Raw genomic sequence first — 24,908 nt, 5'->3', positions numbered from 1 at the left:
TTCGGCGGGCACATGCAGAACATGGGCGAGGGCCCGCCGGTGCAGCGCACCTGCGCCGCCGCCGACCGTACTGGCCATGCGATGCTGCACGCGCTGTACCAGCAGAGCCTGAAGTATGACGCCGACTTCTTCGTCGAATATTTCGCGCTCGACCTCATCATGGAGAATGGCGCGTGCCGCGGCGTGATCGCCCTGTGCATGGAAGACGGCTCGATCCACCGCTTCCGCGCGCATTCGGTCGTGCTGGCGACCGGCGGCGGCGGGCGCGTCTACCAGTCGGCGACGTCGGCGCACACCTGCACCGGCGACGGCAACGGCATGGCGCTGCGCGCGGGCCTCGCCTTGCAGGACATGGAGTTCGTGCAGTTCCACCCGACCGGCATCTATGGCGCGGGCGTGCTCATCACCGAGGGCGCGCGCGGCGAGGGCGGTTACCTCACCAACTCCGAGGGCGAGCGCTTCATGGAGCGTTATGCCCCGTCCGCCAAGGATCTGGCGAGCCGCGACGTCGTCGCGCGCTCGATGGCGATGGAGATGCGCGAGGGCCGCGGCGTCGGCAAGGACAAGGACCATATCTTCCTCCATCTCGACCATATCGATCCCAAGGTGCTGCACGAGCGGCTGCCGGGGATCACCGAGACGGGCAAGATCTTCGCGGGCGTCGACCTGACGCGTCAGCCGCTGCCGGTCACGCCGACCGTCCATTACAATATGGGCGGCATCCCCTGTAACTATCACGGCGAGGTCGTTCGGCTGAAGGACGGCGATCCGGACTCGGTGGTGCCGGGGCTGTTCGCGGTCGGCGAGGCGGCGTGCGTTTCGGTGCACGGCGCGAACCGGCTCGGTTCGAACTCGCTGATCGATCTGGTGGTGTTCGGGCGCGCGACCGGCTTGCGCCTCAAGGAGATGCTCAAGCCGAACACGCCGCACAATCCGCTGCCGAAGGGCTCGGAAGAGATGGCGCTCGGCCGGCTCGACCATTTCCGCCATGCCACGGGTGGCACGCCGACCGCCAAGCTGCGCGCCGAGATGCAGCGGACGATGCAGCGCCACTGTGCGGTGTTCCGCGACAGCGAATTGCTCAGCGAGGGCGTCGCGAAGATCGAGACGATCTATCAGGGCATGAACGACGTCAGCGTCGCGGATCGCTCGCTGATCTGGAACACCGATCTGGTCGAGACGATGGAACTCGACAATCTGATCGGCCAGGCGGTCGTGACGATGAAGAGCGCGGAGAACCGCAAGGAAAGCCGCGGCGCGCACATGCACGAGGATTTCCCCGAGCGCGACGACGCGAACTGGATGAAACACACCATCACCACCTTCGATGGCTGGGGTGGCAAGGGCGGTGCGACGAACATCGATTATCGTCCGGTGCACGACTACACGCTCACCGACGATGTCGAGTACATCAAGCCGAAGAAGCGCGTTTACTAAGCACGCTCTTCGTCGCCCCGGCGGCGAGCCGGGGCCCCGGAGCAAGTCCGGGGCATTGGTCGGGCGGATGCGATGCGGTAGTGAGAAAGGGCGTGTGCCGAATGTCGCGCTCGGGATACCGCATCGCCGCGATGTAGGACAGCCACGGAACCGCCGGCCCGCTCATGGTTTGGGCGCGGCATGACCGAAAACAACGCCAGTTCGTATCCGCTGCTCGCGGTGCCGCACATCCAGCTCCACGGCACCGTGGACGAGATGATGTATGCCAATTTCAAGGACCAGCTCGCCGCCGCGCCGGGCGACGGGCCGATCGTCGTTTCGATCACCACGCTGGGTGGCGATCCGGAGATGGCGCGGGCGATGGGCGATTCGATCCGGCTGTTGCGGGAGTATACCGGGCGCGAGGCGCTGTTCCTCGGCAAGGTCGCGGTCTATTCGGCGGGGGCGACGTTCATGTCCGCCTTCCCGGTCGACAAGCGCTTCCTGACGCGCAACTCGCGGATCATGATCCATGAGCGGTTGATGAATTCGACGATCCAGCTCTCCGGTCCGCTCAACACGCTGGCACCGGTACTCAAGGCCAAGCTCAACGAGATCGAGGATTCGATCCGCATCCAGGAAGAAGGCTTTGCCGACCTGGTGCGCGGCAGCAAGGTGTCGCTCGACGACCTGAAGGAGCGTGCGCCCAACAACTGGTACATCGAGGCGAACGAGGCGCGCGATCTCGGGCTGGTGCTCGACATCATCTGACCGCTCACGCGAAAGCCGGCGCGCGGCGGAGGTGCTGATAGGCCGTGATGACCTTGCGGAGGGCGGCCTCGTGCGTGCGGTCGCCGCCGTTGCGGTCCGGGTGGTAGCGACGGACCAGTTCCGAATAGCGTTTGCGCAGCGCGCTGCGATCGGCGTCGGGCGACAGCCCGAGCGCGTCCAGACTGCGGCAATCTTCCTGCGACAACGGGCGGCCGTTCGGTCGCGGCGGCGTGCGCGCATATTTCGCGCCGATCGCGTCGAGCGGGTCGGCAAAATCGGCCCAGCGCGGCCCCTGATCCCCCATCCGCGTCTTCGAGAAGGCGCGCGTTTCACCCTCCCAGCCGGCCAGCGGGCGCTGCGCCTGATGGATCTCGTCGGCGGTCATGCCGTCGAAGTAATTGTAGCCGGCGTTGAAGGCGCGGACATGGTCGAGACAGAACCAGCGGAAGCGCGGCGGGCCGTCGTGCGCGCCGGCGCCCTCCAGCGGCGGCGCGCGGAACTCGCCGGGCTCGGCGCAGCCGGGATGCGCGCACGGCTTGTCCGAGCCCGCCACCCGGCCGTGGAAACGCGTATGGGGTCGATCGTTCTGGGGTTTCACCACTCACTCGTCGCTTGACGCAGAAAGGGCGCTATATGGGGTGGCATGACGGACATCGCTACCGAGATCACCCAGCGGCTGACCACCGCGCTCGCCCCGACCCGGCTCGAGGTCATCAACGAAAGCGCGCAGCATCGCGGGCATCTCGGCGACGACGGGACGGGCGAGAGCCACTTCCGCGTCATCGTCGAGAGCGCGGCGTTCGCCGGACAGTCGCGGGTCGCGCGGCAGCGGCTCGTCAACCATGCGCTGGCCGATCTGCTCGCCGCGCGCATCCATGCGCTCGCCATCCAGGCGAAGGGACCGGGCGAATGACCTACGACCTTTTATATCGGCCGTTTCCGCCACTATCCTGACGTGGACGGCGACGATGGAACGTCGCCGTCCGCTCGACCGTCAGTCCTTGAGCGCGGCGGGCACCGTGCCGCCGCTCTTCTCCAGCTCGCGCATCACCGCCTTGTGGAGCCAGATGTTCATCTCCGCCGAGCCGTCCTTCTCACCGGTGTAGCCGAGTTCGGTGGCCAGTTCCTTGCGGTTGGCGAGGCTTGAATCCAGATCGAGCAGCTTCATCAGATCGACGATCGACGTCCGCCAGTTGAGATCCGGGTTGCCCTTCTGCTGCGCAATGCCGGTCAGCACCGCCTCGACATCGACCGGTGCCTGCGCGGTGGGCGCGGGGGCGGGGGCCGCCGGGGCGGGCGCGGGGCTGGGCGCCGCGGGGGCGGTCGATGCGCCCGGGGCGGGGGCCGGAGCGGCCGGAGCGTCCTTCTTGCCCGAGAACTGGCCGCCGAGCGGGCCGTGGTCGCCGAAGATCGCCTTCTTGATCGCGCCGAAGATGCTCATGTCGCAAGCGTTCCTGTGTCGTGGAGGGATGCGGGGGCAACGTCGGCGAACCACGAAGGTTCAGGCGTCTCGTCGGTCAACGAGGGCGCGGCATCGCGCGGCGCGGCGGCCCGCGCACCGAACCACGCGTCGCGCTCGGCCGCCAGTTCCGCGAGCATCGACCCGTCCGGGCCATAAGGCGCGTCGCCCATCAGCGCCTCCTCGGCATCGGTGAGCGAGCGTTCGTAGTCGAGATCGGCGGGATCGCCGTCCTCGATGCCGAGGAAATCCGCGGGCGGCGGGAAGTAGGTGCGCCAATCCTGCGCCTGATCGTCCCACCACACCGGATCGGCGGGCGGGGCCGAATGTTGCGAATGTTGAGACGCCGGCGGGGTCGGATCGGGCGCGGGCGGGGCGGCGAAGGCGATCAGCCCGGCGGCCTCGGCACGCGCCCATTGCTCGGCGCTCCAGTGCTGGCGCTGCGCGGGGTCGAGATCGGCGACGGGCACGTCGGCGGCGCTGGCGTGGCCGGTGCGCGCGAAGCGGTCCGCGGCGGCGAGCGCGTAGAGCGGGGCGAGGTCGGTGGCGCTGGCGTCGCCCGCATCAAGGGCGCCGCTGCGCTGTGCGAGGAACAGCCCGGCGCGCGCGGCGCCACCGCCTCCCGCGACGAGATCGAGATAGGCGTCGAACTCCTGCGCGACGAGCCGCGCGGCTTTTACGTCGGTGTCGGGGGCGGCCTCGACCTGCCGATCAAGGCGCGAGAGCAGGCTCATCGCGAGGCGGTTGTCGTGGCGGTGGCGGGTGACGACGCTGCCGTCGGCGCGGGTGTAGGTGTCGGTCTGGCCGTGGAGCGCGCGGACCATCAGCGTCTCGGCGACGACCTCACGCGCGACGAGCGACGCGGCGCGCCAGCCGAGCGCGAACGCCGCGCCCTTGGCGGTGCGGCGGAAGGCATAGGCGGAGGTGGCGGACAGCCCGACGCGCGCGCAGGCGGCGTCGACGCCGTGACCCTCGGCGATTGCTTCGAGGAAGGTACGCTGGTTGGTGGCGGACCAGCCGTCGTGGCGGCGGGATTGGGTGGTGTCGGTGAGGAGGGTGACGGCGGGGGGCGGCATCGGGGCACGGCGGGCGGGGGCGGTGATGCCTTCCATCGGGGTCATGACGGTCATGCGCGGTGTCCTCCTGCGGTAAGGGTGCGGGAGGGTGGCTTATGTTGGAGGGTGTAGGACAGCCTGATTTGAAAAGTTGATCGCTGTGAGATGGCGATTGCGACGCCAAGACCGCCACTCAATATACTGCGGCGATTGTAAGTCTAACAATCTCTTTGAAAATTTCAAAATGATTTGAAAGTTGTCGGCGAATGTGAGGGGAGGAAAGTTCGATAGATGAGCGATATGCGTAGCGAGGAAAGTTTCTGTATTTTCCGAAGTGCGTATATTTTCTAAAAAGCTCTCTCATGTAAATATTTGATGGGTGGACCTTATTCTTCTTGGCGGCTACAACCTTGGCGAGGACTCCTGACTTCATCTTTGCGTAGTACCGATTTAGTGATGACTGTCGAATAAGTGTCTTTTTTCCATCAAAGGTAAACCCAAGGTATTGGAAGGGTTTGTCACTGACTAGGCCATCTCGCTGGAGTTCGAACGTGCTAATCTCTGTTTTTGCGTCGCTAAGCGAGAGGCCGATTTTGCGAAGTTCGGTTTCTACAAATTGTATATGCTTCTGAGGATCTGAGCCCTTAGGTAGAATCACCGCCATGTCATCTGAATACCGCCGATAAAGGGCTCCACAAGCCGAAAAGTGGTCGTGCAGTTTGCTATCAAACGAAAGCATGGAAATGTTGGCGTATAATCCCGACAACGGTGTTCCTTGCGGAATACCAAATCGCGCCGAATTCCTTTTTATTAGGCTATCCCCTTTTTTCCTTATTAACGAACGAAATTGATAGGCGTCACAAATTCGACCTGCTGGACGCTTCTTTCCTGCGAGCCGTACCTCGATGTCATCGGCTTCAACCCACTCAAATTGGGTCATTCTCTTGTATATCTTGAAATCGGCAGCCGATAGGGGTGTTCTTTGTGTTACGAAATTGAGCGAATTTCGAAGGACATCGTGTCGAATATTGTCAAAAAAACCGCTAATATCCAATGCAATGGCGATGACATCGCCATTACGACGAATTTCGTCGAATAAGAGTTTGGCCTGAGTGATATTGTTGCCTACTCCCTTGCGATAAGCGAGGACGGTCGGGGAAAGTCCTTGCGACACTAAGGAGGCTTCGTACTTTTCTGAGAGCCAAGATGCGTATCGTTCTAATAAAGCCGCATCTTGATGCGAGCAGAATCTAATTTCTCGGATTTTCTCTTTAAACGAGACAGATCCCGATTTTTTGTCGCGCTTAACGCGACGCTCAACTTTCTTGAATGAAAGTAAGGGCCAAAAGGAATTGCGTAGAATTGCGTCTTCTGTCAGCCGAATTCCACTTCGATCCGCCTCACTCACAGGTCGGTCAAAATGGCGATAACTGCGTTCTTGTGAAATGAAGTCGTCCGACGACGGGTCAAAATCCTCGTCTTCGGGTGCGTACCCGGGGGCAAAGGATACCGTGCGTCCCATTTCCCCCGGGTTACTTACCTGACTTCCGGTCTAGCCGGTACGTTGCTTACCTAGTGTGGTATGATGGCATCTTAGATGCTGGTATCACCACAGCCTTGTCAGGAGTAGAAACCGAATTGACGATCAACGTCTCAACGATCATCCGCGCGGCGCGAAAGTTCGCGCTTGCGGTCCTTAACGCAGCTCCCCCAAGCAAGACGCTTAGGGCATCCCTTGCTTAGCATCTGTCGGGAATAATGCAAGTTACCTTTGGCAGTTAGTTTTTGTTAACGACATTATTCCGCCGCTAAAGGTTTCTTCTTCCCCAACAACGGCGCCAGATACCGCCCCGTAAAGCTCCGCGGTTCCTTCACCACCTCCTCGGGCGTGCCGGCGGCGACGATCTCGCCGCCCTTCACGCCGCCTTCCGGCCCGAGGTCGACGATCCAGTCGGCGGTCTTGATGACGTCGAGGTTGTGCTCGATCACCACCACAGTGTTGCCCTGCTCTACAAGCGCGTGAAGCACCTCCAGCAGCTTGCGGACGTCCTCGAAATGCAGGCCGGTGGTCGGCTCGTCGAGGATATACAGCGTGTTGCCGGTGGCGCGGCGGCTGAGTTCCTTGGCGAGCTTGACGCGCTGCGCCTCGCCGCCCGACAGCGTCGTCGCCTGTTGCCCGACCTTGACGTAGCCGAGCCCGACCTCGACCAGCATCGCCATCTTGTCGCGGATTGGCGGCACGTTGGCGAAGAAGCTCGCGGCGTCCTCGACGGTCATGTCGAGCACGTCGGCGATGCTGTGCCCCTTGTGCTTCACCTCCAGCGTCTCGCGATTGTAGCGCGCGCCGTGGCAGACGTCGCAGGTGACGTAGACGTCGGGGAGGAAGTGCATCTCGATCTTGAGCACGCCGTCGCCCTGGCACGCCTCGCACCGTCCACCCTTGACGTTGAAGCTGAAGCGCCCGGGCTTGTAGCCGCGCGCCTGCGATTCCGGCAGCCCGGCGAACCAGTCGCGGATCTGCGTGAACGCGCCGGTGTAGGTGGCGGGGTTGGAGCGCGGGGTGCGGCCGATCGGCGACTGGTCGATGTCGATGACCTTGTCGAGATGCTGGAGCCCGGTGATCTTGTCGTGCTTGCCCGCGAGGATGCGCGCGCCGTTGAGCGTGCGCGCCGCGGCGGCATAGAGCGTGTCGATCGTGAAGCTCGACTTGCCCGATCCCGACACGCCGGTGATGCAGGTGAAGGTGCCGAGCGGGATCGACGCGGTGACGCCGGTCAGATTGTTGGCGGTGGCGTTGTGGACGGTGAGCTTCTTGCCCGAGCCCTTGCGGCGCTTGTCGGGCAGCGGGACTTGTCGTGTGCCGTTGAGATAGTCGGCGGTGACCGAGGTCTTGCTCTTGAGCAATTGCTTGACGGTGCCCTGCGCGACGATCTGTCCGCCGTGGACGCCCGCGCCCGGCCCCATGTCGATCACATAATCGGCCATGCGGATCGCATCCTCGTCATGCTCGACGACGATCACGGTGTTGCCGAGATCGCGCAGCCGCCGCAGCGTGGCGAGCAGCATGTCGTTGTCGCGCTGGTGCAGGCCGATCGAGGGCTCGTCGAGGACGTAGAGCACGCCCGACAGCCCGCTGCCGATCTGGCTGGCGAGGCGGATGCGCTGGCTCTCGCCGCCCGACAGCGTGCCGCTGGTGCGGTCGAGGTTGAGATAGTCGAGCCCGACGTTGTTGAGGAAGCCGAGCCGCTCGATGATCTCCTTCAGGATTCGCTCGGCGATGGCGCGCTGCTGGTCGCCGAGGTGGTTGGGGAGATCGGTGAAGAAGGCGAGCGCGTCGACCACGCTCATGCGGGTGGCGTGGCTGATGTCCTCGCCGGCGATCTTGACCGCCAGCGCCTCGGGCTTGAGCCGCGCGCCCTTGCAGACTTCGCACGGCTGGCTCGACTGATATTTGGACAGCTCCTCCTTCATCCACGCGCTCTCGGTCTGGAGCAGGCGGCGGTTGAGGTTGCCGATCACGCCCTCGAACGGCTTCTTGACGTCGTAGCTCTTCTTGCCGTCGATGAAGGTGAGCGTGACCGCCTTGCCCTCGGTGCCGTAGAGGATCTTGTCGGCGATCTCGGGGTGCAGCTCGCTCCACGGGGTGTCGAGCGAGAAGCCGAACTCGCGCGCGAGGCTGGCCATCACCTGCATGTAATACGGCGAGGGCGGGTTGGATTTCGCCCAGGGGACGACCGCGCCCTTCTTGATCGACAGTTCGTGGTTGGGGACGACCAGGTCCTCGTCGAACACCAGTTTCTCGCCGAGCCCGTCGCAGGCCGGGCACGCGCCCTGCGGGGCGTTGAACGAGAAGAGCCGCGGTTCGATCTCGGCGATCGTGAAGCCGCTGACCGGGCAGGCGAACTTTTCGGAGAAGACGATGCGGCCCGGCGGGGCGTGGTCGCCGAGCACGACACTTTCGGGGGTGCGCGGCTCGACCGGGTCGGCGGGGTCGATGTACGCGAGCCCGTCGGCGAGCTTGAGCGCGGTCTCGAAACTGTCGGCGAGGCGGGTGGCGGCGTTCTCATTGACCGCGAGGCGATCGACCACCACCTCGATATCGTGCTTGTACTTCTTGTCGAGCGCGGGGGCCTCGTCGATCTCGTGGATCGTGCCGTCGATGCGGACGCGGGTGAAGCCCGCCTTCTGCCACTCGGCGAGTTCCTTGCGATATTCGCCCTTGCGCCCGCGCACGACGGGCGCGAGCAGGTAGAGCCGCGTGCCCTCGGGCAGCGCCATCACACGGTCGACCATCTGGCTGACGGTCTGCGCCGCGATCGGCAGGCCGGTGACGGGGGAATAGGGGATTCCGACGCGCGCCCAGAGCAGGCGCATGTAGTCGTAGATCTCGGTGACGGTGGCCACCGTCGAGCGCGGGTTGCGGCTGGTGGTCTTCTGCTCGATCGAGATCGCGGGGGACAGGCCCTCGATATGGTCGACGTCGGGCTTCTGCATCAACTCAAGGAACTGGCGGGCATAGGCCGACAGCGATTCGACGTAGCGGCGCTGCCCCTCGGCATAGATGGTGTCGAACGCGAGACTCGACTTGCCCGAGCCCGACAGGCCGGTGATCACCGTCAGCGTATCGCGCGGAATATCGACGCTCACGTCCTTGAGGTTGTGCTCGCGCGCGCCGCGGACGGAGATCGTCGTCAATGCCATAGGGGAGTTTGTTCCATATCTGTTCGGCCGCGTCCAGCCCGGCGGCGAGCGCGCGATGTGGGGCGGGTGCCGCACTGCGGCAAGACGCACGGCCAGCGCGACGGTTGCGACGCGGCTGCGGTGTCTTATATGCCTGTCACAGTGTGGAGGCGCGACGCGATGGCGAAGAAGAAGAAGGGCAAGCTGCCCAAGGAAGTGCTGGGGGTCAAAGTGCCCAAGGAACTGCGCAAGGCCGGCGAGAAGCTGATCGAGCAGGTGCAGGGCCCGGCCGGCAAGCAGGCGCTGGCCGCGGTGGTCGGCGCGGTGGCGACCGCGGCGCTGACGCGCGAGGCGGCGAAGGCGGCGGAGCGGGCTGCGCAACCCGATGCGGCAAAGCCCGAGGCGGCGCGCACCGAGCCCGGTGAGGCGTTTGCGCGCGCGGCGGAGCTGCTGGTCGGCAAGATCTTCGCGCCGCGTCCCTGACGCGCAACCATTGCGGGGATGATGGACTGAGGCGGCGATGACCCAGGACGACGACAAGCGCGCCGCCGCCGAGGCGGCGGTGGCCGAGGTGCAGCCCGACATGCTGGTCGGGCTCGGCACGGGTTCGACGGTGCGCTTCGCGATCGAGGCGCTCGGGCGGCGCGTCGCGGAGGGGCTGCGGATGACCGCGGTCGCGACGAGCGTCGACAGCGCCGAACGGGCAACTGCGCTGGGGATCGTGGTGCGCGACTTCGCGGAGGTCGCGCGCGTCGACCTGACGATCGACGGCGCGGACGAGATCGACGACCGGCTGTGGGCGATCAAGGGCGCGGGCGGGGCGATGCTGCGCGAGAAGATCGTCGCGGCGGCCTCGACGCGGATGGTGGTGATCGCCGATGCCTCGAAGCGGGTTTCTGCGATCGGCGCGGCCAAGCTGCCGATCGAGGTGCTGCCGTTCGCGCGTGGCTATGTCGCCGATCGGCTGGCGATGCTCGACGCGGCGGTGACGGTGCGCGACGGCGTGACCGACAACGGCAACCTCGTGCTCGACGCGCGGTTCATCGCCTTTCCCGACGCGCCCTCGCTGGCGGCGGCGCTGGATGCCACCCCCGGCGTGCTCGGGCACGGGTTGTTCCTCGACGAGGTGGATGCGACCTATGTCGCGGATCGCGGCATCGTTACGCGGCTGGAACGCGTCGACGTCAGCCGTTAAGGGGAACGGACTCGGCAACCGGCGTCACGCCGGTGCGTTCGACCCCGTGACTCCCGACATGAGGATTGCATGACCGACACCGCCAGCTCGACCGCCGGTATCCACGAGGACGGCAGCCCGGAGCGGCTGCAGATCGATACGATCCGCACGCTGTCGATGGATGCCGTGCAGAAGGCCAATTCGGGCCACCCCGGCACGCCGATGGCGCTCGCGCCGGTGGGCTGGACGATCTGGACGAAGTTCCTCCGCTACGACCCGGCGCATGCCGACTGGCCGAACCGCGACCGCTTCGTGCTGTCGGTCGGCCATGCCTCGATGCTGCTATATTCGCTGCTGTACCTCGCCGGGGTCGAGGAAATCGACGCCGACGGTCAAAAGAGTGGCAAGCCGGCGATGTCGCTGGACGACATCAAGCAGTTTCGTCAGCTTTCGTCCAAGACGCCGGGTCACCCCGAATATCGCCACACCACCGGCGTCGAGACGACGACCGGGCCGCTGGGCGCGGGCTGCGGCAATTCGGTGGGCATGGCGATCGCCGAGCGCTGGCTGGCGGCGCGCTACAACCGTCCGGGCTTCGCGCTGTTCGACCACGACGTCTACGTGCTGTGCGGCGACGGCGACATGATGGAGGGCGTGTCGTCGGAGGCGGCGTCGCTCGCCGGGCATCTGAAGCTCAGCAACCTATGCTGGATCTACGACAGCAACCAGATTTCGATCGAGGGCGATACCGATCTGGCGTTCGACGAGGACGTCGGCGCGCGTTTCCATGCCTATGGCTGGAACGTCATCCACGTTGATGATGCCAACGATATCAAGGCGTTGACCGAATCGCTTGACTCGTTCCGCGAGGAAACCGAAGCGCCAACGCTGATCGTCGTGAAGTCGGTGATCGGCTGGGGTTCCCCGCGCGCCGGCAGCGAGAAGGCGCATGGCGAGCCGCTGGGTGCCGAGAATATCGCCAAGACCAAGGAAGCCTATGGCTGGCCGGCCGAGGATTTCTTCGTGCCCGACGGCGTGAAGGACGCGTTCGGCAAGGCGGTGAAGGACCGCGGCGGCAAGGCGCGCGACGAATGGGTCGCCTTGTTCGACAAGTATCGCAGCGAACACGCTGATCTGGCGGCGGAACTCGACCTGTTGCTCAAGGACGAGCTGCCCGAGGGCTGGGACAGCGAGATTCCGACGTTCGACGCCGACGAAAAGGGCGTCGCGAGCCGCGACGCGGGCGGCAAGGTGCTGAACGCGATCGTCAAGAAGGTGCCGTGGCTGCTCGGCGGTTCGGCCGACCTGTCGCCGTCGACCAAGACCGACATCAAGGGCGCGCCGTCGTTCGAGGCCGACAATTACGGCGGCACGAACCTCCACTTCGGCGTGCGCGAGCATGGCATGGGGGCGGTGGTGAACGGCATGGCGCTGTCGCACCTGCGCGCCTACGGCTCCACCTTCCTCGTCTTCCTCGATTACATGCGTGCGCCGGTGCGGCTGTCGGCGATCATGGAGATCGGCGCGGTGTGGGTGTTCACGCACGACTCGATCGGCGTCGGCGAAGACGGGCCGACGCATCAGCCGATTGAGCATCTGGCGACGCTGCGCGCGATCCCGGGGATCGACACGCTGCGCCCGGGTGACGCCAATGAGGTTGCCGCGGCATGGCGCGCGGTGATGAAGGATGCCAGCACCCCGGCGGCGCTGATCCTGTCGCGGCAGGCGCTGCCGACGCTCGACCGGAGCAAATATGCGAGCGCTGACGGCGTCGAGAAGGGCGCCTATGTGCTGGCAGGTGGCGACGAGACGCCGGACGTGATCCTGATCGCGACGGGTTCGGAAGTGTCGCTGGCGGTGCAGGCTTATGAGAAGCTGGTCGCCGAGGGCGTGAAGGCGCGCGTCGTGTCGATGCCGAGCTGGTATCGCTACGAGCTGCAGGATGCGGCGTACAAGGAAAGCGTGCTGCCTAAGGCGGTGAAGGCGCGGGTCGCGATCGAGATGGCCGGGTCGCTCGGCTGGGATCGCTATGTCGGGTACGAAGGGCGGCAGATCACGATGTCGACCTTCGGTGCGTCGGCCCCGCTCGCCAAGCTGGCGGACAAGTTCGGCTTCACGGTCGACAATGTCGTGAAGGTGGCGAAGGAAGCGATGGCGTAATCGTCGCGGTGACGCCGGCCGATCACTATATCGGCTGGCGACGCCGTTCGTGGTGAGAGACATGGGCCCCTGCCTGCGCAGGGGCGACGGACGTGGAGAGAGCAGATGAGCAAGCTACAGGACCTCAGCAACGCCGGCACCGCGGTGTGGCTGGACTTCGTCGACCGCAAGTTCCTCGAGCAGGGCGGCTTGCAGAAGCTGGTCGACGAGGACGGGCTGACCGGGGTCACCTCCAACCCGACGATCTTCGAGAAAGCGATGGGCGCGGGTGACGCCTATGACTCGGGTTTCGCCGAGTTCGACAAGGCGAACCCCGGCGCGGAGCCGATGGCGCGCTATGAAGCGCAGGCGGTGAAGGACATCCAGGCGGCGTGCGACACGCTGCGCCCGGTCTATGACCGGCTCGACGCGAAGGACGGTTACGTCAGCCTCGAAGTGTCGCCGTATCTGGCGCTCAAGGGTCCCGAGACCGCCGAGGAGGCCGAGCGGCTGTGGCAGGCGGTCGACCGCCCGAACCTGATGATCAAGATTCCCGGCACTGACGACGGCGTGCGCGCGATCCGCGACACGATCGCGAAGGGGATCAACGTCAACGTCACGCTGCTGTTCGGGGTCGAGGCGTATAAGAAGGTCGCGCTCGCCTATGTCGAGGGGCTGGAAGAACGCGTGTCGAAGGACATGTCCGTCGACCGGATCGCCAGCGTCGCCAGCTTCTTCGTCAGCCGGATCGACAGCAAGATCGACGATGCGATCGATGCCGGCGTCGGTGGCGAGGAGGCCAAGGCGCTGAAGGGCAAGGTCGCGATCGCCAACGCCAAGCTGGCCTATGCCTGGTATCAGGAGTTCATCGCATCGGACCGCTGGCAGAAGCTGGCGGCCAAAGGCGCGCAGCCGCAGCGGCTGCTGTGGGCGTCGACGGGCACCAAGAACCCCGACTATCCCGATACCTTGTATGTCGACCAGCTGATCGGGCCGGAGACGGTCAACACGATGCCGCCGAAGACCATGGACGCGTTCCGCGATCACGGGACGGTCGCGCAGACCTTGACGCAGGGCGTCGACGAAGCGCGGCAGGTGATCGAGGAGCAGGCGCGGCTGGGGCTCGATCTGGACGGCGTGACGAAGACGCTGGTCGAGGAGGGCGTGGCGAGCTTCTCCAAGTCGTTCGACGATTTGTTGAAGGTGATTGGCGAGAAGCAGCCGGCAAACGCCTGATTTTGCTAACCGAAGGGGCGGGGGCTGGTGACGGCCTCCGTCTTTCTGCCACCCGTTCGCCCCACCTACATCGTTCGTGCCGAGGAGCCATCCAGCATCGCCGAGATGGCGTCTTGAGGCACGGTTGTTGCGCGTGTCCTTCGAGACGGAGCTTCGACAGGCTCAGCCGCTCCTCAGGACGAACGGATGGGTGGGCGTACGAGAGCGCTACGCCAGGAACGGCGCGGCGATCTCGGGGGTAATGCGCAGCAATCGCCCGCTTGCCCGGTCGAGCAGCGCCCAGGTGGTCACGCCCTCGACGCGCAGCTTGCCGTCGCTGCCGAAGAAGCGGAAGTGGCGGTCGAAGCGCGCGCCGCGCGGTGGGTCCGGCACCCAGGTTTCGCCCGTCACCGTCTCGCCTTCCACCACATTGCCGCGATAATCGATGACGTGGCGGGTGATCATCCAGACATAGGCCGCCTGATGTTCCGCAGGCGCGATCGCCGCCCAATGCGCGACCGACAAGTCCTGGATCCAGCGCACCCAGACGGCATTGTTGACGTGGCCGAGCTCGTCGATGTCGGCGGGCTGCGCAGTAAAGGTCCGGGTGAAGCTCATGCGTGATGCGCCTTGTACCAGCGCCAGCCGGCGAACGCGATTCCCGTGGCGATCAGCGCGCCGACCATCCACCACAGACGTCGGTCGGCGACGATCCGGCCGAGCAATTGCTCGAAGCCGTGCCCGAAGAGAAAGCCGATTCCCGTGAACAGCACCGCCCAGCACGCCGCCGACACGCCGTTGACGAGCGCGAAGCGCCGCGCCGAGACGTGGGTCGAGCCGATCGCGATCGGGCTGACGGTGCGCAGGCCATAGAGGAAGCGGAAGGCGAAGATGAACGCGGTCGGATGGCGCTCGAATGCGGCGACGGCACGCGCGAAGGCGGGCTTGGCGCGGGCGGCGGCGATCCATTTGTGGTCGCGGAAATGGCGGCCGGCGTAGAACCACGCCTGATCCGCGGTGTACGAGCCGAGCCCGGCGGCGAGCATCGCGAACGGCAGCGAGAGCAGTCCCTTGTGCGCGAGGATGCCGCCGGCCACCACCGCGGCCTCGCCCTCCAGCGCCGCGCCCGCGAAGAGCGCGGCGAGGCCATAGCGCGCGACGATCGCCTCGATCGTCATGCGGGTCGGCGGCTCGCTGCCGGATGTACGACGTCGCGGCGCACGAGGGTCACCCCTCCACCCCTAATTGCCAGAGCACGAAGGCGTGTTCCTCGGCGGCCTCGCGCAGGCTCTCGAACCGGCCCGACTTGCCGCCGTGCCCGGCGCCCATGTTGGTCTTGAGCAGCAGGACGTTGGTATCGGTTTTGGTGGCGCGCAGCTTGGCGGCCCATTTGGCGGGCTCCCAATAGGTCACGCGCGGATCGTTGAGGCCGCCCGAGATAAGCATCGGGGGATAATCTTGCGCCGTTACATTGTCGTAGGGCGAGTAGCTGCGGATCAGCTCGAACGCCGCCACGTCCTCGATCGGGTTGCCCCATTCGGGCCATTCGCCCGGCGTGAGCGGCAGCGTCTCGTCGAGCATCGTGTTGAGCACGTCGACGAACGGCACGTCGGCGATCACCGCGCCCCATAGCTGCGGATCGGAGTTGACCACCGCGCCCATCAGCTCGCCGCCAGCCGAGCGCCCGGCGATCGCGATCCGGCCTGCGCTGGTCCAGCCTTGTTCGACCAGCCCCTTCGCAACGTCGACGAAGTCATTGAATGTGTTGGTGCGCTTCTCGAGCTTGCCGTCGTGATACCATTGCTGGCCAAGGTCGTCGCCACCGCGGATGTGCGCGATCGCATAAGCGAAGCCGCGGTCGAGCAGGCTGAGGATGCCGGTCGAGAAGCCCGGCGCGATCGCGTGGCCGTAGGCGCCATAAGCGTAGAGGAACAACGGCCGCGTGCCGTCGCGGGGGAAATCGCGCGGATAGACGATCGACACCGGCACGGCGGTGCCGTCACGCACGGTGATCTTCAGCCGCTGCGTGTCGTATTTGGCTGCGTCATAGCCGCTCGGGATCTCCTGGACCTTCAGGGTCGTGAGCTGGCTGGTCGCCGTATCGTAATCGTAAACGGTGCCTGGCGTTACCATCGACTCGTAGCCGAGCCGCAGAACCGTTTGTGCGTATTCGGGATTGTCGCCGAGCCCGGCAGCGTAGCTTGCTTCCGGAAAGGGAATGCGGCGTGGGGCGGCGGCGGGATCGTAAGCGTGGATCTCGATCTGATCGAGCCCGTCCTCGCGCCCCTCGACGATGAAGAAGTCGCGGAAACATTCGACCCCGGTCATGTAGAAATGTGGCGAAGGCGCGATCCGCTCGGTCCATTCGCCGGGTGCGGTGATCGGCGCGGTCACCAGCCGCCACATCGGATCGGTGTCGTTGGTGTGGATGAACAGGGTGTCGCCGTGCGTGTCGACGTCATATTCACGTCCCGGCAGCCGCTGTGCGATCAGGATCGGTTCGGCGAACGGGTCGCTGGCGGGGAGCAGCCGGATCTCGCTGGTGACATGATCGCCGGTGCCGATGACGATCCACTTGCGGTCGCTGGTCTCGCCGACCGCGACGCGATAGCCCTCGTCATCCTCGTGATACAGCTCGACGTCTTCGGCCGGGTCGGTGCCGAGGCGGTGGACGCGCGCGTTGTCGGTGCGCCATTCCTTGTTGGCGAGCCCGTAAAGGAAGCCGCTGTCGTCGGCAGTCCAGACGATCTCGGACAACATGCCGGGGATCGTATCGGGAAGCAGTTCGCCGGTGGTCAGGTCCTTGACGTGGATCGTGAACCGCTCCGAGCCATTGTCGTCAATGGCATAGGCAAGCTTGCTCGCATCGTTCGAGACGGAGAAGGCGCCGAGGCGGAAATATTCCTTTCCCTCCGCCAGTGCAGGTTCGTCGAGCAGCAGCTCGTCAGGGCCGCCCGCGACCGGCCTGCGCCACCATTTGCGATACTGGCCGCCGGTCTCGAAGGCGGTCCAGTAGAGGTGGTCGCCGTCCTTCTGCGGAACGCTGCTTTCGTCCTCCTTGATGCGTGCCTTCATCTCTTCGTAGAGGCGGTCGACCAAGGGGCGGTGCGGCGCCATCTGCGCCTCGAAATAGGCGTTCTCTTCCTCGAGATAGGCGAGAACGTCCTTGTCGGTGACGTCGGGGTAGTTCGGGTCCTTCAGCCAGGCCCAGGGATCGTCGATCGTGATGCCGTGCATCGTGAAGCGGTGCGGGCGGGTGGCGGCGACGGGGGGCGTGGGTTCGGTCATAGGCGCTTCCTAACGCGCGATATCGCCAAACGTCACCCTCTTGTCCGCGCGCGCGGCTCGGCGCACAGCGCGCGGCATGAGCGTCGTCACCCGTTTTGCGCCATCGCCGACCGGGCGTCTGCATATGGGCCATGCCTTTTCGGCGATCCTGGCGCATGATTTCGCACGCGAGCGGGGCGGGCGGTTCCTGCTACGGATCGAGGATATCGACGGAACGCGCAGCCGGCCCGAGCATGTCGCGGCGATCGTCGCGGACCTGCGCTGGCTGGGGCTGACGTGGGACGGGGAGATCGTGTTCCAGTCGGCGCGGCTGGACGTCTATGCCGCCGCGCTTGCACGGTTGCGTGAGATGCGCCTGTTATATCGTTGTTATTGCACGCGTGCGGAGATCGCGGAGGCGCTGAGCGCGCCGCATGGGGCGGTGGCGGTCTACCCCGGAACGTGTCGCCATGTGGCGGAGCGGGATGCGCCGCATTGCTGGCGGTTGGATATGGCGGCGGCGATGGCGCGCTGCGGCGACCTGTCGTGGACCGATCATGGGGAGACGGTGGCGAACGCGGCGCTGGCGCAGGGCGATATCGTGCTGGCGCGCAAGGATGCGCCGGCGAGCTATCATCTGGCGGTGACGGTCGACGATGCCGCGCAGGGCGTGACCGACGTGGTGCGCGGGCGCGATCTTTTCGAGGCGACGCATGTGCACCGGGTGTTGCAGGCGTTATTGGGGTTGCCGGTGCCGCGGTGGTGGCATCACGCGTTGCTGGTGGGGGAGGATGGCGCGCGGTTGGCCAAGCGGCATGGCGCGCCGACGCTGGCGGTGATGCGCGAGGCGGGGGTGGACGGGCGCGAGGTGGCAGCGAAGTTGCGCGCGGGGGTGATCGGGTAGAGCGGCGTCGCCGCTGCCGCGGCAGGAGCCTATGGCTGCGGCGGCTTAGTGAACGGTGTGACACATGGGTGGGTCGATGTATGTCGGCCTTTTCCATCCACTCTACAGACATGGCCCTGCCTTCGCTTGGGCAACGGTGGCTTCGGGTCTTGCCGCGGCGGACCGGCTTCGCCTATGGGCACCGGCATCCGCATGGACCCGGTGCAACTCCGGGTGGCTATCCCGGCCGCCGATCCGCCGGGCAACCTTCACGTATCGTTCGAACTCAGCGTCCGTAGTGGGCGCCGATGCGTGTTGTGGTTTCAACAGGCTCATGACCAACATCTTTTCCCATTTCCGATCCGCGTGGTGCGCGGATGCGGGCGAGGCGCGTCGCGAGGTGCTCGCCGGTGTCGTCGTCGCGCTCGCGCTGATCCCCGAGGCGATCGGCTTTTCGATCATCGCCGGGGTCGATCCGCGCGTCGGGCTTTATGCCTCGATCGCGATCGCCATCATCATTTCGCTGCTCGGCGGGCGACCGGCGATGATCTCCGCCGCGACCGCCGCGGTCGCGGTCGTCGTGACGCCGCTGGTCCGCGAGCATGGTGTCGACTATCTGTTCGCCGCGACGATCGTGATGGGCGTTCTCCAGATCGTCGCCGGGCTGCTGCGGCTCGACCTGCTGATGCAGTTCGTCTCGCGCTCGGTCATCACCGGCTTCGTCAACGCGCTGGCGATCCTCATCTTCATGGCGCAATTGCCGCAGCTGACCGGCGTGAGCTGGCACAGCTATGCGTTTGTCGCGGGCGGGCTGGCGATCATCTACCTGCTGCCGCGCGTGACCAGGGCGGTGCCGTCGCCGCTGGTTGCCATCGTGGTGTTGACGGTGCTGGCGGTCGCGCTCGACCTGCCGGTGCGCACCGTCGGCGACATGGGGCGGCTGCCAGAGGGGCTGCCGTCGCTCGTGCTGCCGCAGGTACCGCTGACGCTGGAAACGCTGCGGATCGTCCTACCCTATTCGCTGACGATGGCGGCGGTCGGGCTGCTCGAATCGATGCTGACCGCGCAGATCGTCGACGACATGACCGACACCGAGAGCGACAAGCGTCGCGAGTGCATGGGGCAGGGCGGCGCGAACATCGCCGCCGCGCTGGTCGGCGGGATGGGCGGCTGCGCGATGATCGGGCAGTCGGTGATCAACGTCACCTCGGGCGGACGCAAGCGGCTGTCGACCTTGATCGCAGGCGCGTTCCTGCTGTTCCTGCTGGCGGTTCTCGGGCCGGTGGTCGGGCGCGTGCCAATGCCGGCGCTGGTCGCGGTGATGGTGATGGTGTCGATCGGCACCTTCAGCTGGAACGCGATCCCGAATTTGCGCCGACACCCGCCGACCTCGTCGATCGTGATGCTCGTCACCGTCGCGATCGTCGTCGCGACCCGCGATCTGGCGCAGGGTGTGGCGGCGGGGGTGCTGCTCTCAGGGATCTTTTTTGCGGGGAAAGTGCGGCGGATGTTCGCGGTCGAGCGCATCGCGGGCGATCCGGTCCGCTACCGGGTGCGCGGCGAGATCTTCTTTGCTTCGGTCGACCTGTTCACGCGCGCCTTTGCGGCGGAGGGCGGGCAGTCGGTGGTGATCGACGTGTCCGCCGCACATTTCTGGGACATCTCGGCGGTCGCGGCGCTCGACAAGATCGTCGCGCGGCTGCGGCGTGAGGGGGCGAGCGTGGAGATCGTCGGCTATAATCAGGCGAGCGCCGACCTGGTCGATCGCTTCGCGCTGCACGACAAGACCGGGTTCGAGCTGGGCGCCGTACCGCATTGACCGCAAAGAAAAGGGGCATCGGTCACCCGGACCGATGACCCTTTCGCCATCCGGCAGAATGGGTGGCTTAGGACGCCTTGGGCAGACGGATCGTCGGCCCGATCGAATCGACGACCGCACGCGCGTTGAAGGCGCGAACGTTGCCGCGATCCGGAGTGCCCTTGAACATCACGATCTCGGCCGATGCCTCGTAGCGGTCGACGGTGCGGATGTCCTGACCGCCGCCCCAGCCGCCCCACGGCCCGCCCCAGAACGGGTCCCAGGCGCGATAGCCGAAGCCGCGGCCGTAGAAGCCCCACCGCGGACCCCACAGACCGCCGCCGAACGCGCCGAACCCGGGGCCCCAGCCGCCGCCGAACCCGGGCGTCGAATAGGTGCGTGCCTGACGATCGGTGTCGCGATCGGCCATGACGAAGTAATCGTAGCCGTTCTGCAGCGTCAGCTCGGCCGAGCGGAACAGCAGATAGCGTTCCACGACATCGCGATCGGTTACGGTGTTGCCGGCGAACGTGACGCGGTAGCGATTGGGCTCGATTCGCAGGTCGCTGTAGCCGGTGCGGTAGAAGCCGCTGCCCGTGGCGGGCCGATACGCGGTTTCCGTGGCGCAGGCCGCGACCAGCGTCGTGCTGGCCGCCAGCGCCATCACCATCGCTGAGCGGCCGAACTTCTTCATCATGGCGTACTCTCCAACGCACCCGGGCGGTGCGACGAGCCGTCGCATAGCCGAGATGAGTGGAACGTGCGATGAACGAAATCGCTCCGCTGTCGGGAGTGCGGCGAGCTACGCTATGTCACGGCGATTGTCGCGCGGCGGGACGGTGCCGTAAGATCGTCGGGAGCATCGATCCGATGCGCATCGCGGGGGACGTTTCGATGAAGCTGATGGTGCCTGTCACGGTGATGATGCTGGCGATCCCCGCGCTGGCTTCGGCCAGGGAGCCGAAGCCCGTCGATCCGAACCAGCGCGTCTGCAAGGAAGTGGGCGTGACGGGCAGTCGATTTACCAAGAAGACGTGCCATACCCGCGCCGAATGGACGCAGATCGACAAGGCGAATGCGAACGAGGCCGACGAGGCGATGCGGACGCGCCGATCGGACTCGGGCTTGCCGCAGCAGGGTGGGTGAGGCGGGATCTTCGCCGGAAAGATTGTCGTGAGAGGGTTTCGCGTGCCGTGAGCCGCCGACCGCCGGCAAGCGGCACCATCATGATAAGATGAAAACAATCGTCAGCAGCTCGATTTTCGCATCATCGAAAGCGCGTGGCTTCAGCGAAAAGAGGTGGCTCCCTGAGTAGGATTCGAACCTACGGCCGCTCGATTAACAGTCGAGAGCTCTACCGCTGAGCTATCAGGGAACGTCGTTCAACGTCGTGGAGGGGGTCTATAAAGCCGGATTTCCAGTGCGCAAGACCCTTATTTCATCTTTCCGACTTATGCGACGAACTGCTCCATCGTGATGCGATCATCGAGCGCGTGCTCGGGATCGAACAGCAACGTCAGCTCGCGCGCGCGGTCCATTGCGATGTCGACCTGCGCGACGTTGCGCACCTCGCGCTGGTCGGCGACCGCGGAGACCGGGCGCTTGCCCGCGTCCAGCACGCGCAGCGACACGCGCGTCTTGTCGGGCAGGATCGCGCCGCGCCAGCGCCGCGGGCGAAACGCGCTGATCGGGGTGAGCGCCAGCATCTGCGAGCCGAGCGGCAGGATCGGCCCGTGTGCCGAGAGGTTGTAGGCGGTCGAGCCGGCGGGCGTGGCGACCAGGATGCCGTCGCACGACAGCTCGTCGAGCACGATGCGGTCGTTGATCCGCACCTCCAGCTTGGCGGTCTGCCTTGTCTCGCGCAGCAGCGACACCTCGTTGATCGCGGGCAGGGTGTGGAGGCTGCCGTCGAAGCCGGTCGCGGTCGCGGTCAGCGGCGTCACCTTGAACGCGCGCGCGCGCTCGATCCGGCCGTCGAGATCGTGGCGGCGCCACTCGTTCATCAAGAAGCCGACGGTGCCGAGATTCATCCCGAACACCGGGACGATCGCGCGCCGCCGTTCCAGCAGCAGGTGCAGCGTCTGGAGCATGAAGCCGTCGCCGCCGAGCGCCACGACCAGATCGGCCTCCTCCAGCGGGCACCAGTCCCACGCATCGGCGAGTTCGGCGCGCGCGGCCTGCGCGGGGGCGGTGGGCGAGGCGACCAGCGCCCGCCGGGGATAGGTCGTCATCCGCCGGTGACGCTCATATGCCGTGCGACCGCCGGGCCTTCGTCGCGGCCGATGCGAAAATCGTGGCGGCGCGGCTTGGTGGTCAGCGCATCCTCGATCGCGGCGTCGAGTGCGGCGACGCCGCCGTCGCGCAGCGCCGCGCGCAGGTCGCGATGATCGTCGTGGCCGAGGCAGGTGTACAGCCGGCCCTCGGTGGTCAGCCGCACGCGGTTGCACCCGTCGCAGAAATTCTGCGTGAGGGGCGAGATCAGCCCCAGCCGCGTCGCGCCGCCGTCGACGCGCCAATAGCGCGCCGGACCGCCGGTCTGTGCCGCGTCGCGCTCCAGCGCGAAGTGCGTGTCCAGCCGCTCCTTCACCACGGTCAGCGGCAGGAAGCGGTCGGTGCGATCCTCATCGACCGCGCCGAGCGGCATCGTCTCGATCAGCGTGAGGTCGTGCCCCTCGGCGACGCACCAGCCGAGCATCGTCGCAATCTCGTCCTCGTTCACGCCCTTCAGCGCGACCATGTTGATCTTGATCGCCAGTCCGGCGTCGCGCGCGGCGGCGATGCCGTCCAGAACCTGCGCCACGTCGCCGTGGCGGGTGATGTGACGGAAGCGTTCGGGATCGCGGCTGTCGAGGCTAACGTTCAGTCGCCGCAGCCCGGCGTCGCGGAGCGCCGCGGCATGGTCGCGCAGCCGCGTGCCGTTGGTGGTCATCGTCAGCTCGTCGAGCGCCCCGCCGACGTGCCGGCCGAGCCGCTGCACCAGTTGCAGCACGTCGCGCCGCACCAGCGGCTCGCCGCCCGACAGCCGCACCTTGCGCACCCCGCGGGCGACGAAGCGCTCGGCGATGATCGCCAATTCCTCGAGCGTCGCAATTTTTTCGCGCGGCAGGAACGTCATGTGTTCCGCCATGCAATAGCGACAGCGCAGGTCGCAGCGATCGGTCACCGACACGCGCAAGTATCGGATGGTGCGGCCGAAGCCGTCGATGAGCGGCGCGGCCGTGCTGCTGGTTTCGATCATTGCCGTCACAACGCGCGAAGCTATTGAGTCGTTCACTGCCCGGCAAGATCGGATTGCCGCGTCGCGCGCCACCGCTTACGAGCGGCAATATGGAGCGTCAGACACGAACCATGCAACGCGCCGCCGGGCGCCGCCGGGGTGAGCGGACCGCCAGCGAGCAACAGGTGCAGCTTGCCTCGTCGGCGGATCACGGCGTCACCGCGATCACCGCCGCGCCGACCAGTTTCGAGATCGTCAACGCCGCATACGGGCGGACGACGGGCGACCAGCTGGTGGAGGCGATCGACGAGCGGCTGAGCGAGGCGCTGGCGGATTATCGCAGCGCCGCGGTTCGCAGCGGGGCGACTTTCACGATCGTCGTTGCGGGCGACGCACAGGTCGGCGATGCCGCGGTCGATGCGGTCGAGCGCGCGCTGGAGCAGCCGTTTACGATCGGCAACGAGACGATTCATCTGGGCGCGCGGATCGGCGTGGCGCGGCAGGTGGATCACGAAGAGCTCGACCATCTGCTGCGCCGCGCGGCCGAGGCGCTGGCGCATGCCCGCGCCAGCGAAGGCGTGACGACGCGCGTGGCGACCGAGGGCAGCGGGGTGCCGATCGCCGCGCTCGCCGCCGACCTGCACCGCGCGATGGAGCGACAGGAGATCGATGTCCGCTTCCAGCCGCAGGTGCATCTGATCGAGGGGCGGATCGTCGGCGTCGAGGCGCTGGCGCGCTGGCATCATCCCCGGCTGGGCGAGCTGGGCGCGGAAACGCTGCTCGCCGCCGCCGATCGTGCCGGGCTGGGGGTGGCGCTGTCCGATCACGTCCAGGCGCTGGCGCTGCGCCGCGCCGCCGACTGGCCCGATGCGCTGTCGGGATTGCGGATCGCGGTGAACGTCACCGCCACCGATCTGTCGCGCACGCCGTTCGTCAGCCGTTTCCTGGCGCGCGTGCACGAGGCGGGGATCGCGCCGGGGCGCGTCACCGCCGAGGTGACCGAGGGCGCGATGATCGACAACCTTCGCGCCGCGGGCGTCGCGCTGGCGGCGTTGCGCGCCGCCGGCTGCCGCGTGGCGCTCGACGATTTCGGCACCGGCTATTCCAGCCTGTCCTATGTCGCGACGCTGCCGCTCGATTACATCAAGATCGACCGCAGCCTGACCACCGCGGCGGTCAGCGACGCCAGGAACCGGGTGGTGTTGCAGGGCGTGCTGGGCATCGCCGAGGGTCTGGGGCTGGAGACGATCGCCGAGGGGGTGGAAACCGAGGCGCAGCGGCAATTGCTCGCGGCGCGCGGCTGCACCTTCTATCAGGGGTTCCTGTGTGCCGGGCCGCTGGACGATGCCGCGCTGGTCGATCTGGTGCGGTCGGGGCAGGTGAAGGGGGGCAAGAAGAAATGACGATCGTTCCGGCGCTGATCGCGGTGGCGGCCGCCACCGCCACCCCGCAGGCGGCGATCGACACCGCGATGGCGGACAGCGCCGCGGGCTGGAACGCCGGCGACCTGGCGCGCTCCACCGCCATCTACGCCCCCGACGCAGTGTACGTGGCGGGCGACAAGGTGGTGCGCGGCAAGCCGGCGATCGCCGAACGCTATGCCAAGAGCTTCGCCAATGGCGGCAATACGCGCGGACGGCTGAGCTTCCAGCCGCTGGCGTGGCGCACGTTGAGCGCGGTCCATGTGCTGCACGTCGCGCGCTGGACGCTGACGCCGGCGAGCGGCGCGCCGCAGACCGGGCTGACGACCCTGTTGTTCGAGCGCCGCAAGGACGGCTGGAAGATCATTTCCGACCACAGCAGCTAAGCGGTATCCCGGCAGGGCCCGCCATTG

General features: G+C 66.3%; 23 protein-coding genes, 1 tRNA gene and 1 other annotated feature. Of the genes, 12 read left to right on the top strand and 12 right to left on the bottom strand.

The window, feature by feature from the left end; all coding sequences use genetic code 11:
- Positions 1-1,437, top strand: a 1,437-nt coding sequence (locus AADI75_RS05915; RefSeq protein WP_341208117.1) for an FAD-binding protein, incomplete at its 5' end; no start/stop codon positions are given.
- A gap of 180 nt (positions 1,438-1,617) precedes the next feature.
- Positions 1,618-2,187 (top strand): ATP-dependent Clp protease proteolytic subunit, encoded by a 570-nt coding sequence (locus tag AADI75_RS05910; protein WP_341208116.1) that lies wholly within the window; start codon positions 1,618-1,620, stop codon positions 2,185-2,187.
- 4 nt (positions 2,188-2,191) lie between these two features.
- Here AADI75_RS05910 and AADI75_RS05905 read toward each other — a convergent pair whose 3' ends face one another.
- Positions 2,192-2,785, bottom strand: coding sequence for a J domain-containing protein (locus AADI75_RS05905; RefSeq protein ID WP_341208115.1), 594 nt, complete (start codon positions 2,783-2,785; stop codon positions 2,192-2,194).
- 45 nt (positions 2,786-2,830) lie between these two features.
- Between AADI75_RS05905 and AADI75_RS05900 the strand changes: the two genes are divergently transcribed.
- Positions 2,831-3,100 carry a BolA family protein gene (locus AADI75_RS05900; protein WP_341208114.1) on the top strand — a complete coding sequence of 90 codons (270 nt, stop codon included), beginning with the start codon at positions 2,831-2,833 and terminating at the stop codon, positions 3,098-3,100.
- Between the two features lie 81 nt (positions 3,101-3,181).
- Here AADI75_RS05900 and AADI75_RS05895 read toward each other — a convergent pair whose 3' ends face one another.
- The 4 genes from AADI75_RS05895 to uvrA form a co-directional block, all read right to left on the bottom strand.
- A complete protein-coding gene (locus AADI75_RS05895; protein WP_341208113.1) occupies positions 3,182-3,628 on the bottom strand; it encodes a DUF3597 domain-containing protein in 447 nt (148 codons plus the stop codon).
- The gene (locus tag AADI75_RS05890; protein WP_341208112.1) at positions 3,625-4,776 is read right to left on the bottom strand and encodes a hypothetical protein; all 1,152 of its coding nucleotides are present in this window, start codon (positions 4,774-4,776) and stop codon (positions 3,625-3,627) included. Before AADI75_RS05890 ends, AADI75_RS05895 begins: the two co-directional genes overlap by 4 nt.
- Before the next feature lie 118 nt (positions 4,777-4,894).
- Complete coding sequence (drt2, locus tag AADI75_RS05885) at positions 4,895-6,223, bottom strand: antiviral reverse transcriptase Drt2 (protein ID WP_341208111.1); 1,329 nt, start codon at positions 6,221-6,223, stop codon at positions 4,895-4,897.
- A 275-nt stretch (positions 6,224-6,498) separates the two neighbouring features.
- Positions 6,499-9,402: an excinuclease ABC subunit UvrA gene (gene uvrA / locus AADI75_RS05880; RefSeq protein WP_341208110.1), complete on the bottom strand. Its 2,904-nt coding sequence runs from the start codon at positions 9,400-9,402 to the stop codon at positions 6,499-6,501.
- A gap of 159 nt (positions 9,403-9,561) precedes the next feature.
- On the opposite strand from uvrA, the gene AADI75_RS05875 reads away from it, so the two are divergent.
- The 4 genes from AADI75_RS05875 to tal all read left to right on the top strand — a co-directional run bounded on the left by AADI75_RS05875 (position 9,562) and on the right by tal (position 13,930).
- A complete protein-coding gene (locus AADI75_RS05875) occupies positions 9,562-9,864 on the top strand; it encodes a hypothetical protein (protein WP_341208109.1) in 303 nt (100 codons plus the stop codon).
- A gap of 37 nt (positions 9,865-9,901) precedes the next feature.
- A complete protein-coding gene (rpiA, locus tag AADI75_RS05870) occupies positions 9,902-10,576 on the top strand; it encodes a ribose-5-phosphate isomerase RpiA (protein WP_341208108.1) in 675 nt (224 codons plus the stop codon).
- 69 nt (positions 10,577-10,645) lie between these two features.
- Positions 10,646-12,715: a transketolase gene (gene tkt, locus AADI75_RS05865; RefSeq protein WP_341208107.1), complete on the top strand. Its 2,070-nt coding sequence runs from the start codon at positions 10,646-10,648 to the stop codon at positions 12,713-12,715.
- Between the two features lie 105 nt (positions 12,716-12,820).
- On the top strand, positions 12,821-13,930 hold the full coding sequence (gene tal, locus AADI75_RS05860) for a transaldolase (protein ID WP_341208106.1): 1,110 nt from the start codon (positions 12,821-12,823) through the stop codon (positions 13,928-13,930).
- Between the two features lie 207 nt (positions 13,931-14,137).
- Here tal and AADI75_RS05855 read toward each other — a convergent pair whose 3' ends face one another.
- The 3 genes from AADI75_RS05855 to AADI75_RS05845 are packed head-to-tail and all read right to left on the bottom strand — an operon-like array spanning position 14,138 to position 17,197.
- Positions 14,138-14,527 (bottom strand): acyl-CoA thioesterase, encoded by a 390-nt coding sequence (locus tag AADI75_RS05855; RefSeq protein WP_341208105.1) that lies wholly within the window; start codon positions 14,525-14,527, stop codon positions 14,138-14,140.
- The gene (locus AADI75_RS05850) at positions 14,524-15,087 is read right to left on the bottom strand and encodes a DedA family protein (protein ID WP_341208104.1); all 564 of its coding nucleotides are present in this window, start codon (positions 15,085-15,087) and stop codon (positions 14,524-14,526) included. The genes AADI75_RS05855 and AADI75_RS05850 overlap by 4 nt, the downstream gene beginning before the upstream one ends.
- Before the next feature lie 49 nt (positions 15,088-15,136).
- Positions 15,137-17,197, bottom strand: coding sequence for a S9 family peptidase (locus AADI75_RS05845; protein ID WP_341208103.1), 2,061 nt, complete (start codon positions 17,195-17,197; stop codon positions 15,137-15,139).
- Positions 17,198-17,273: 76 nt separating this feature from the next.
- On the opposite strand from AADI75_RS05845, the gene gluQRS reads away from it, so the two are divergent.
- Positions 17,274-18,080 carry a tRNA glutamyl-Q(34) synthetase GluQRS gene (gluQRS, locus tag AADI75_RS05840; protein WP_341208102.1) on the top strand — a complete coding sequence of 269 codons (807 nt, stop codon included), beginning with the start codon at positions 17,274-17,276 and terminating at the stop codon, positions 18,078-18,080.
- A gap of 191 nt (positions 18,081-18,271) precedes the next feature.
- Positions 18,272-18,327: a sequence feature (sul1 is cis-regulatory element that is thought to sense ions involved in sulfur or methionine metabolism; They are found in Alphaproteobacteria), on the top strand.
- 66 nt (positions 18,328-18,393) lie between these two features.
- Positions 18,394-19,878, top strand: a complete 1,485-nt coding sequence (locus AADI75_RS05835; RefSeq protein ID WP_341208101.1) for a SulP family inorganic anion transporter — start codon at positions 18,394-18,396, stop codon at positions 19,876-19,878.
- 67 nt (positions 19,879-19,945) lie between these two features.
- Here the strand turns inward: AADI75_RS05835 and AADI75_RS05830 are convergent, their stop codons facing one another.
- Entirely contained in the window at positions 19,946-20,554 is a 609-nt protein-coding gene (locus tag AADI75_RS05830; RefSeq protein WP_341208100.1) for a hypothetical protein, read from the bottom strand.
- A 197-nt stretch (positions 20,555-20,751) separates the two neighbouring features.
- On the opposite strand from AADI75_RS05830, the gene AADI75_RS05825 reads away from it, so the two are divergent.
- Positions 20,752-21,003 (top strand): hypothetical protein, encoded by a 252-nt coding sequence (locus AADI75_RS05825; protein WP_341208099.1) that lies wholly within the window; start codon positions 20,752-20,754, stop codon positions 21,001-21,003.
- A 154-nt stretch (positions 21,004-21,157) separates the two neighbouring features.
- Here AADI75_RS05825 and AADI75_RS05820 read toward each other — a convergent pair.
- The 3 genes from AADI75_RS05820 to moaA all read right to left on the bottom strand — a co-directional run bounded on the left by AADI75_RS05820 (position 21,158) and on the right by moaA (position 23,095).
- Positions 21,158-21,232, bottom strand: a tRNA-Asn gene (locus AADI75_RS05820).
- Positions 21,233-21,308: 76 nt separating this feature from the next.
- On the bottom strand, positions 21,309-22,088 hold the full coding sequence (locus tag AADI75_RS05815) for an NAD kinase (RefSeq protein ID WP_028965696.1): 780 nt from the start codon (positions 22,086-22,088) through the stop codon (positions 21,309-21,311).
- Positions 22,085-23,095, bottom strand: a complete 1,011-nt coding sequence (gene moaA / locus AADI75_RS05810) for a GTP 3',8-cyclase MoaA (RefSeq protein ID WP_341208098.1) — start codon at positions 23,093-23,095, stop codon at positions 22,085-22,087. Before moaA ends, AADI75_RS05815 begins: the two co-directional genes overlap by 4 nt.
- Before the next feature lie 110 nt (positions 23,096-23,205).
- On the opposite strand from moaA, the gene AADI75_RS05805 reads away from it, so the two are divergent.
- On the top strand, positions 23,206-24,477 hold the full coding sequence (locus tag AADI75_RS05805; RefSeq protein WP_341208097.1) for a GGDEF domain-containing phosphodiesterase: 1,272 nt from the start codon (positions 23,206-23,208) through the stop codon (positions 24,475-24,477).
- Positions 24,474-24,881: an SgcJ/EcaC family oxidoreductase gene (locus tag AADI75_RS05800; protein ID WP_341208096.1), complete on the top strand. Its 408-nt coding sequence runs from the start codon at positions 24,474-24,476 to the stop codon at positions 24,879-24,881. The genes AADI75_RS05805 and AADI75_RS05800 overlap by 4 nt, the downstream gene beginning before the upstream one ends.
- Positions 24,882-24,908: the final 27 nt, after the last annotated feature.

The organism is uncultured Sphingomonas sp., assembly GCF_964021865.1.
Taxonomy (GTDB): Bacteria; Pseudomonadota; Alphaproteobacteria; order Sphingomonadales; family Sphingomonadaceae; genus Sphingomonas.
The sequence above is the reverse complement of the archived record's forward strand: the minus strand, read 5'-3'. Positions and strand labels throughout refer to the sequence as shown.

Excerpts from the sequence above, each read along its gene's own strand:
- AADI75_RS05910 (WP_341208116.1), top strand. The coding sequence starts at position 1,618 with ATGACCGAAAACAACGCCAGTTCGTATCCGCTGCTCGCGGTGCCGCAC.
- AADI75_RS05900 (WP_341208114.1), top strand. The coding sequence starts at position 2,831 with ATGACGGACATCGCTACCGAGATCACCCAGCGGCTGACCACCGCGCTC.
- AADI75_RS05895 (WP_341208113.1), bottom strand. The coding sequence starts at position 3,628 with ATGAGCATCTTCGGCGCGATCAAGAAGGCGATCTTCGGCGACCACGGC.
- AADI75_RS05890 (WP_341208112.1), bottom strand. The coding sequence starts at position 4,776 with ATGACCGTCATGACCCCGATGGAAGGCATCACCGCCCCCGCCCGCCGT.
- drt2 (WP_341208111.1), bottom strand. The coding sequence starts at position 6,223 with ATGGGACGCACGGTATCCTTTGCCCCCGGGTACGCACCCGAAGACGAG.
- uvrA (WP_341208110.1), bottom strand. The coding sequence starts at position 9,402 with ATGGCATTGACGACGATCTCCGTCCGCGGCGCGCGCGAGCACAACCTC.
- AADI75_RS05875 (WP_341208109.1), top strand. The coding sequence starts at position 9,562 with ATGGCGAAGAAGAAGAAGGGCAAGCTGCCCAAGGAAGTGCTGGGGGTC.
- rpiA (WP_341208108.1), top strand. The coding sequence starts at position 9,902 with ATGACCCAGGACGACGACAAGCGCGCCGCCGCCGAGGCGGCGGTGGCC.
- tkt (WP_341208107.1), top strand. The coding sequence starts at position 10,646 with ATGACCGACACCGCCAGCTCGACCGCCGGTATCCACGAGGACGGCAGC.
- tal (WP_341208106.1), top strand. The coding sequence starts at position 12,821 with ATGAGCAAGCTACAGGACCTCAGCAACGCCGGCACCGCGGTGTGGCTG.
- AADI75_RS05855 (WP_341208105.1), bottom strand. The coding sequence starts at position 14,527 with ATGAGCTTCACCCGGACCTTTACTGCGCAGCCCGCCGACATCGACGAG.
- AADI75_RS05850 (WP_341208104.1), bottom strand. The coding sequence starts at position 15,087 with ATGACGATCGAGGCGATCGTCGCGCGCTATGGCCTCGCCGCGCTCTTC.
- AADI75_RS05845 (WP_341208103.1), bottom strand. The coding sequence starts at position 17,197 with ATGACCGAACCCACGCCCCCCGTCGCCGCCACCCGCCCGCACCGCTTC.
- gluQRS (WP_341208102.1), top strand. The coding sequence starts at position 17,274 with ATGAGCGTCGTCACCCGTTTTGCGCCATCGCCGACCGGGCGTCTGCAT.
- AADI75_RS05835 (WP_341208101.1), top strand. The coding sequence starts at position 18,394 with ATGACCAACATCTTTTCCCATTTCCGATCCGCGTGGTGCGCGGATGCG.
- AADI75_RS05830 (WP_341208100.1), bottom strand. The coding sequence starts at position 20,554 with ATGATGAAGAAGTTCGGCCGCTCAGCGATGGTGATGGCGCTGGCGGCC.
- AADI75_RS05825 (WP_341208099.1), top strand. The coding sequence starts at position 20,752 with ATGAAGCTGATGGTGCCTGTCACGGTGATGATGCTGGCGATCCCCGCG.
- AADI75_RS05815 (WP_028965696.1), bottom strand. The coding sequence starts at position 22,088 with ATGACGACCTATCCCCGGCGGGCGCTGGTCGCCTCGCCCACCGCCCCC.
- moaA (WP_341208098.1), bottom strand. The coding sequence starts at position 23,095 with ATGATCGAAACCAGCAGCACGGCCGCGCCGCTCATCGACGGCTTCGGC.
- AADI75_RS05805 (WP_341208097.1), top strand. The coding sequence starts at position 23,206 with ATGCAACGCGCCGCCGGGCGCCGCCGGGGTGAGCGGACCGCCAGCGAG.
- AADI75_RS05800 (WP_341208096.1), top strand. The coding sequence starts at position 24,474 with ATGACGATCGTTCCGGCGCTGATCGCGGTGGCGGCCGCCACCGCCACC.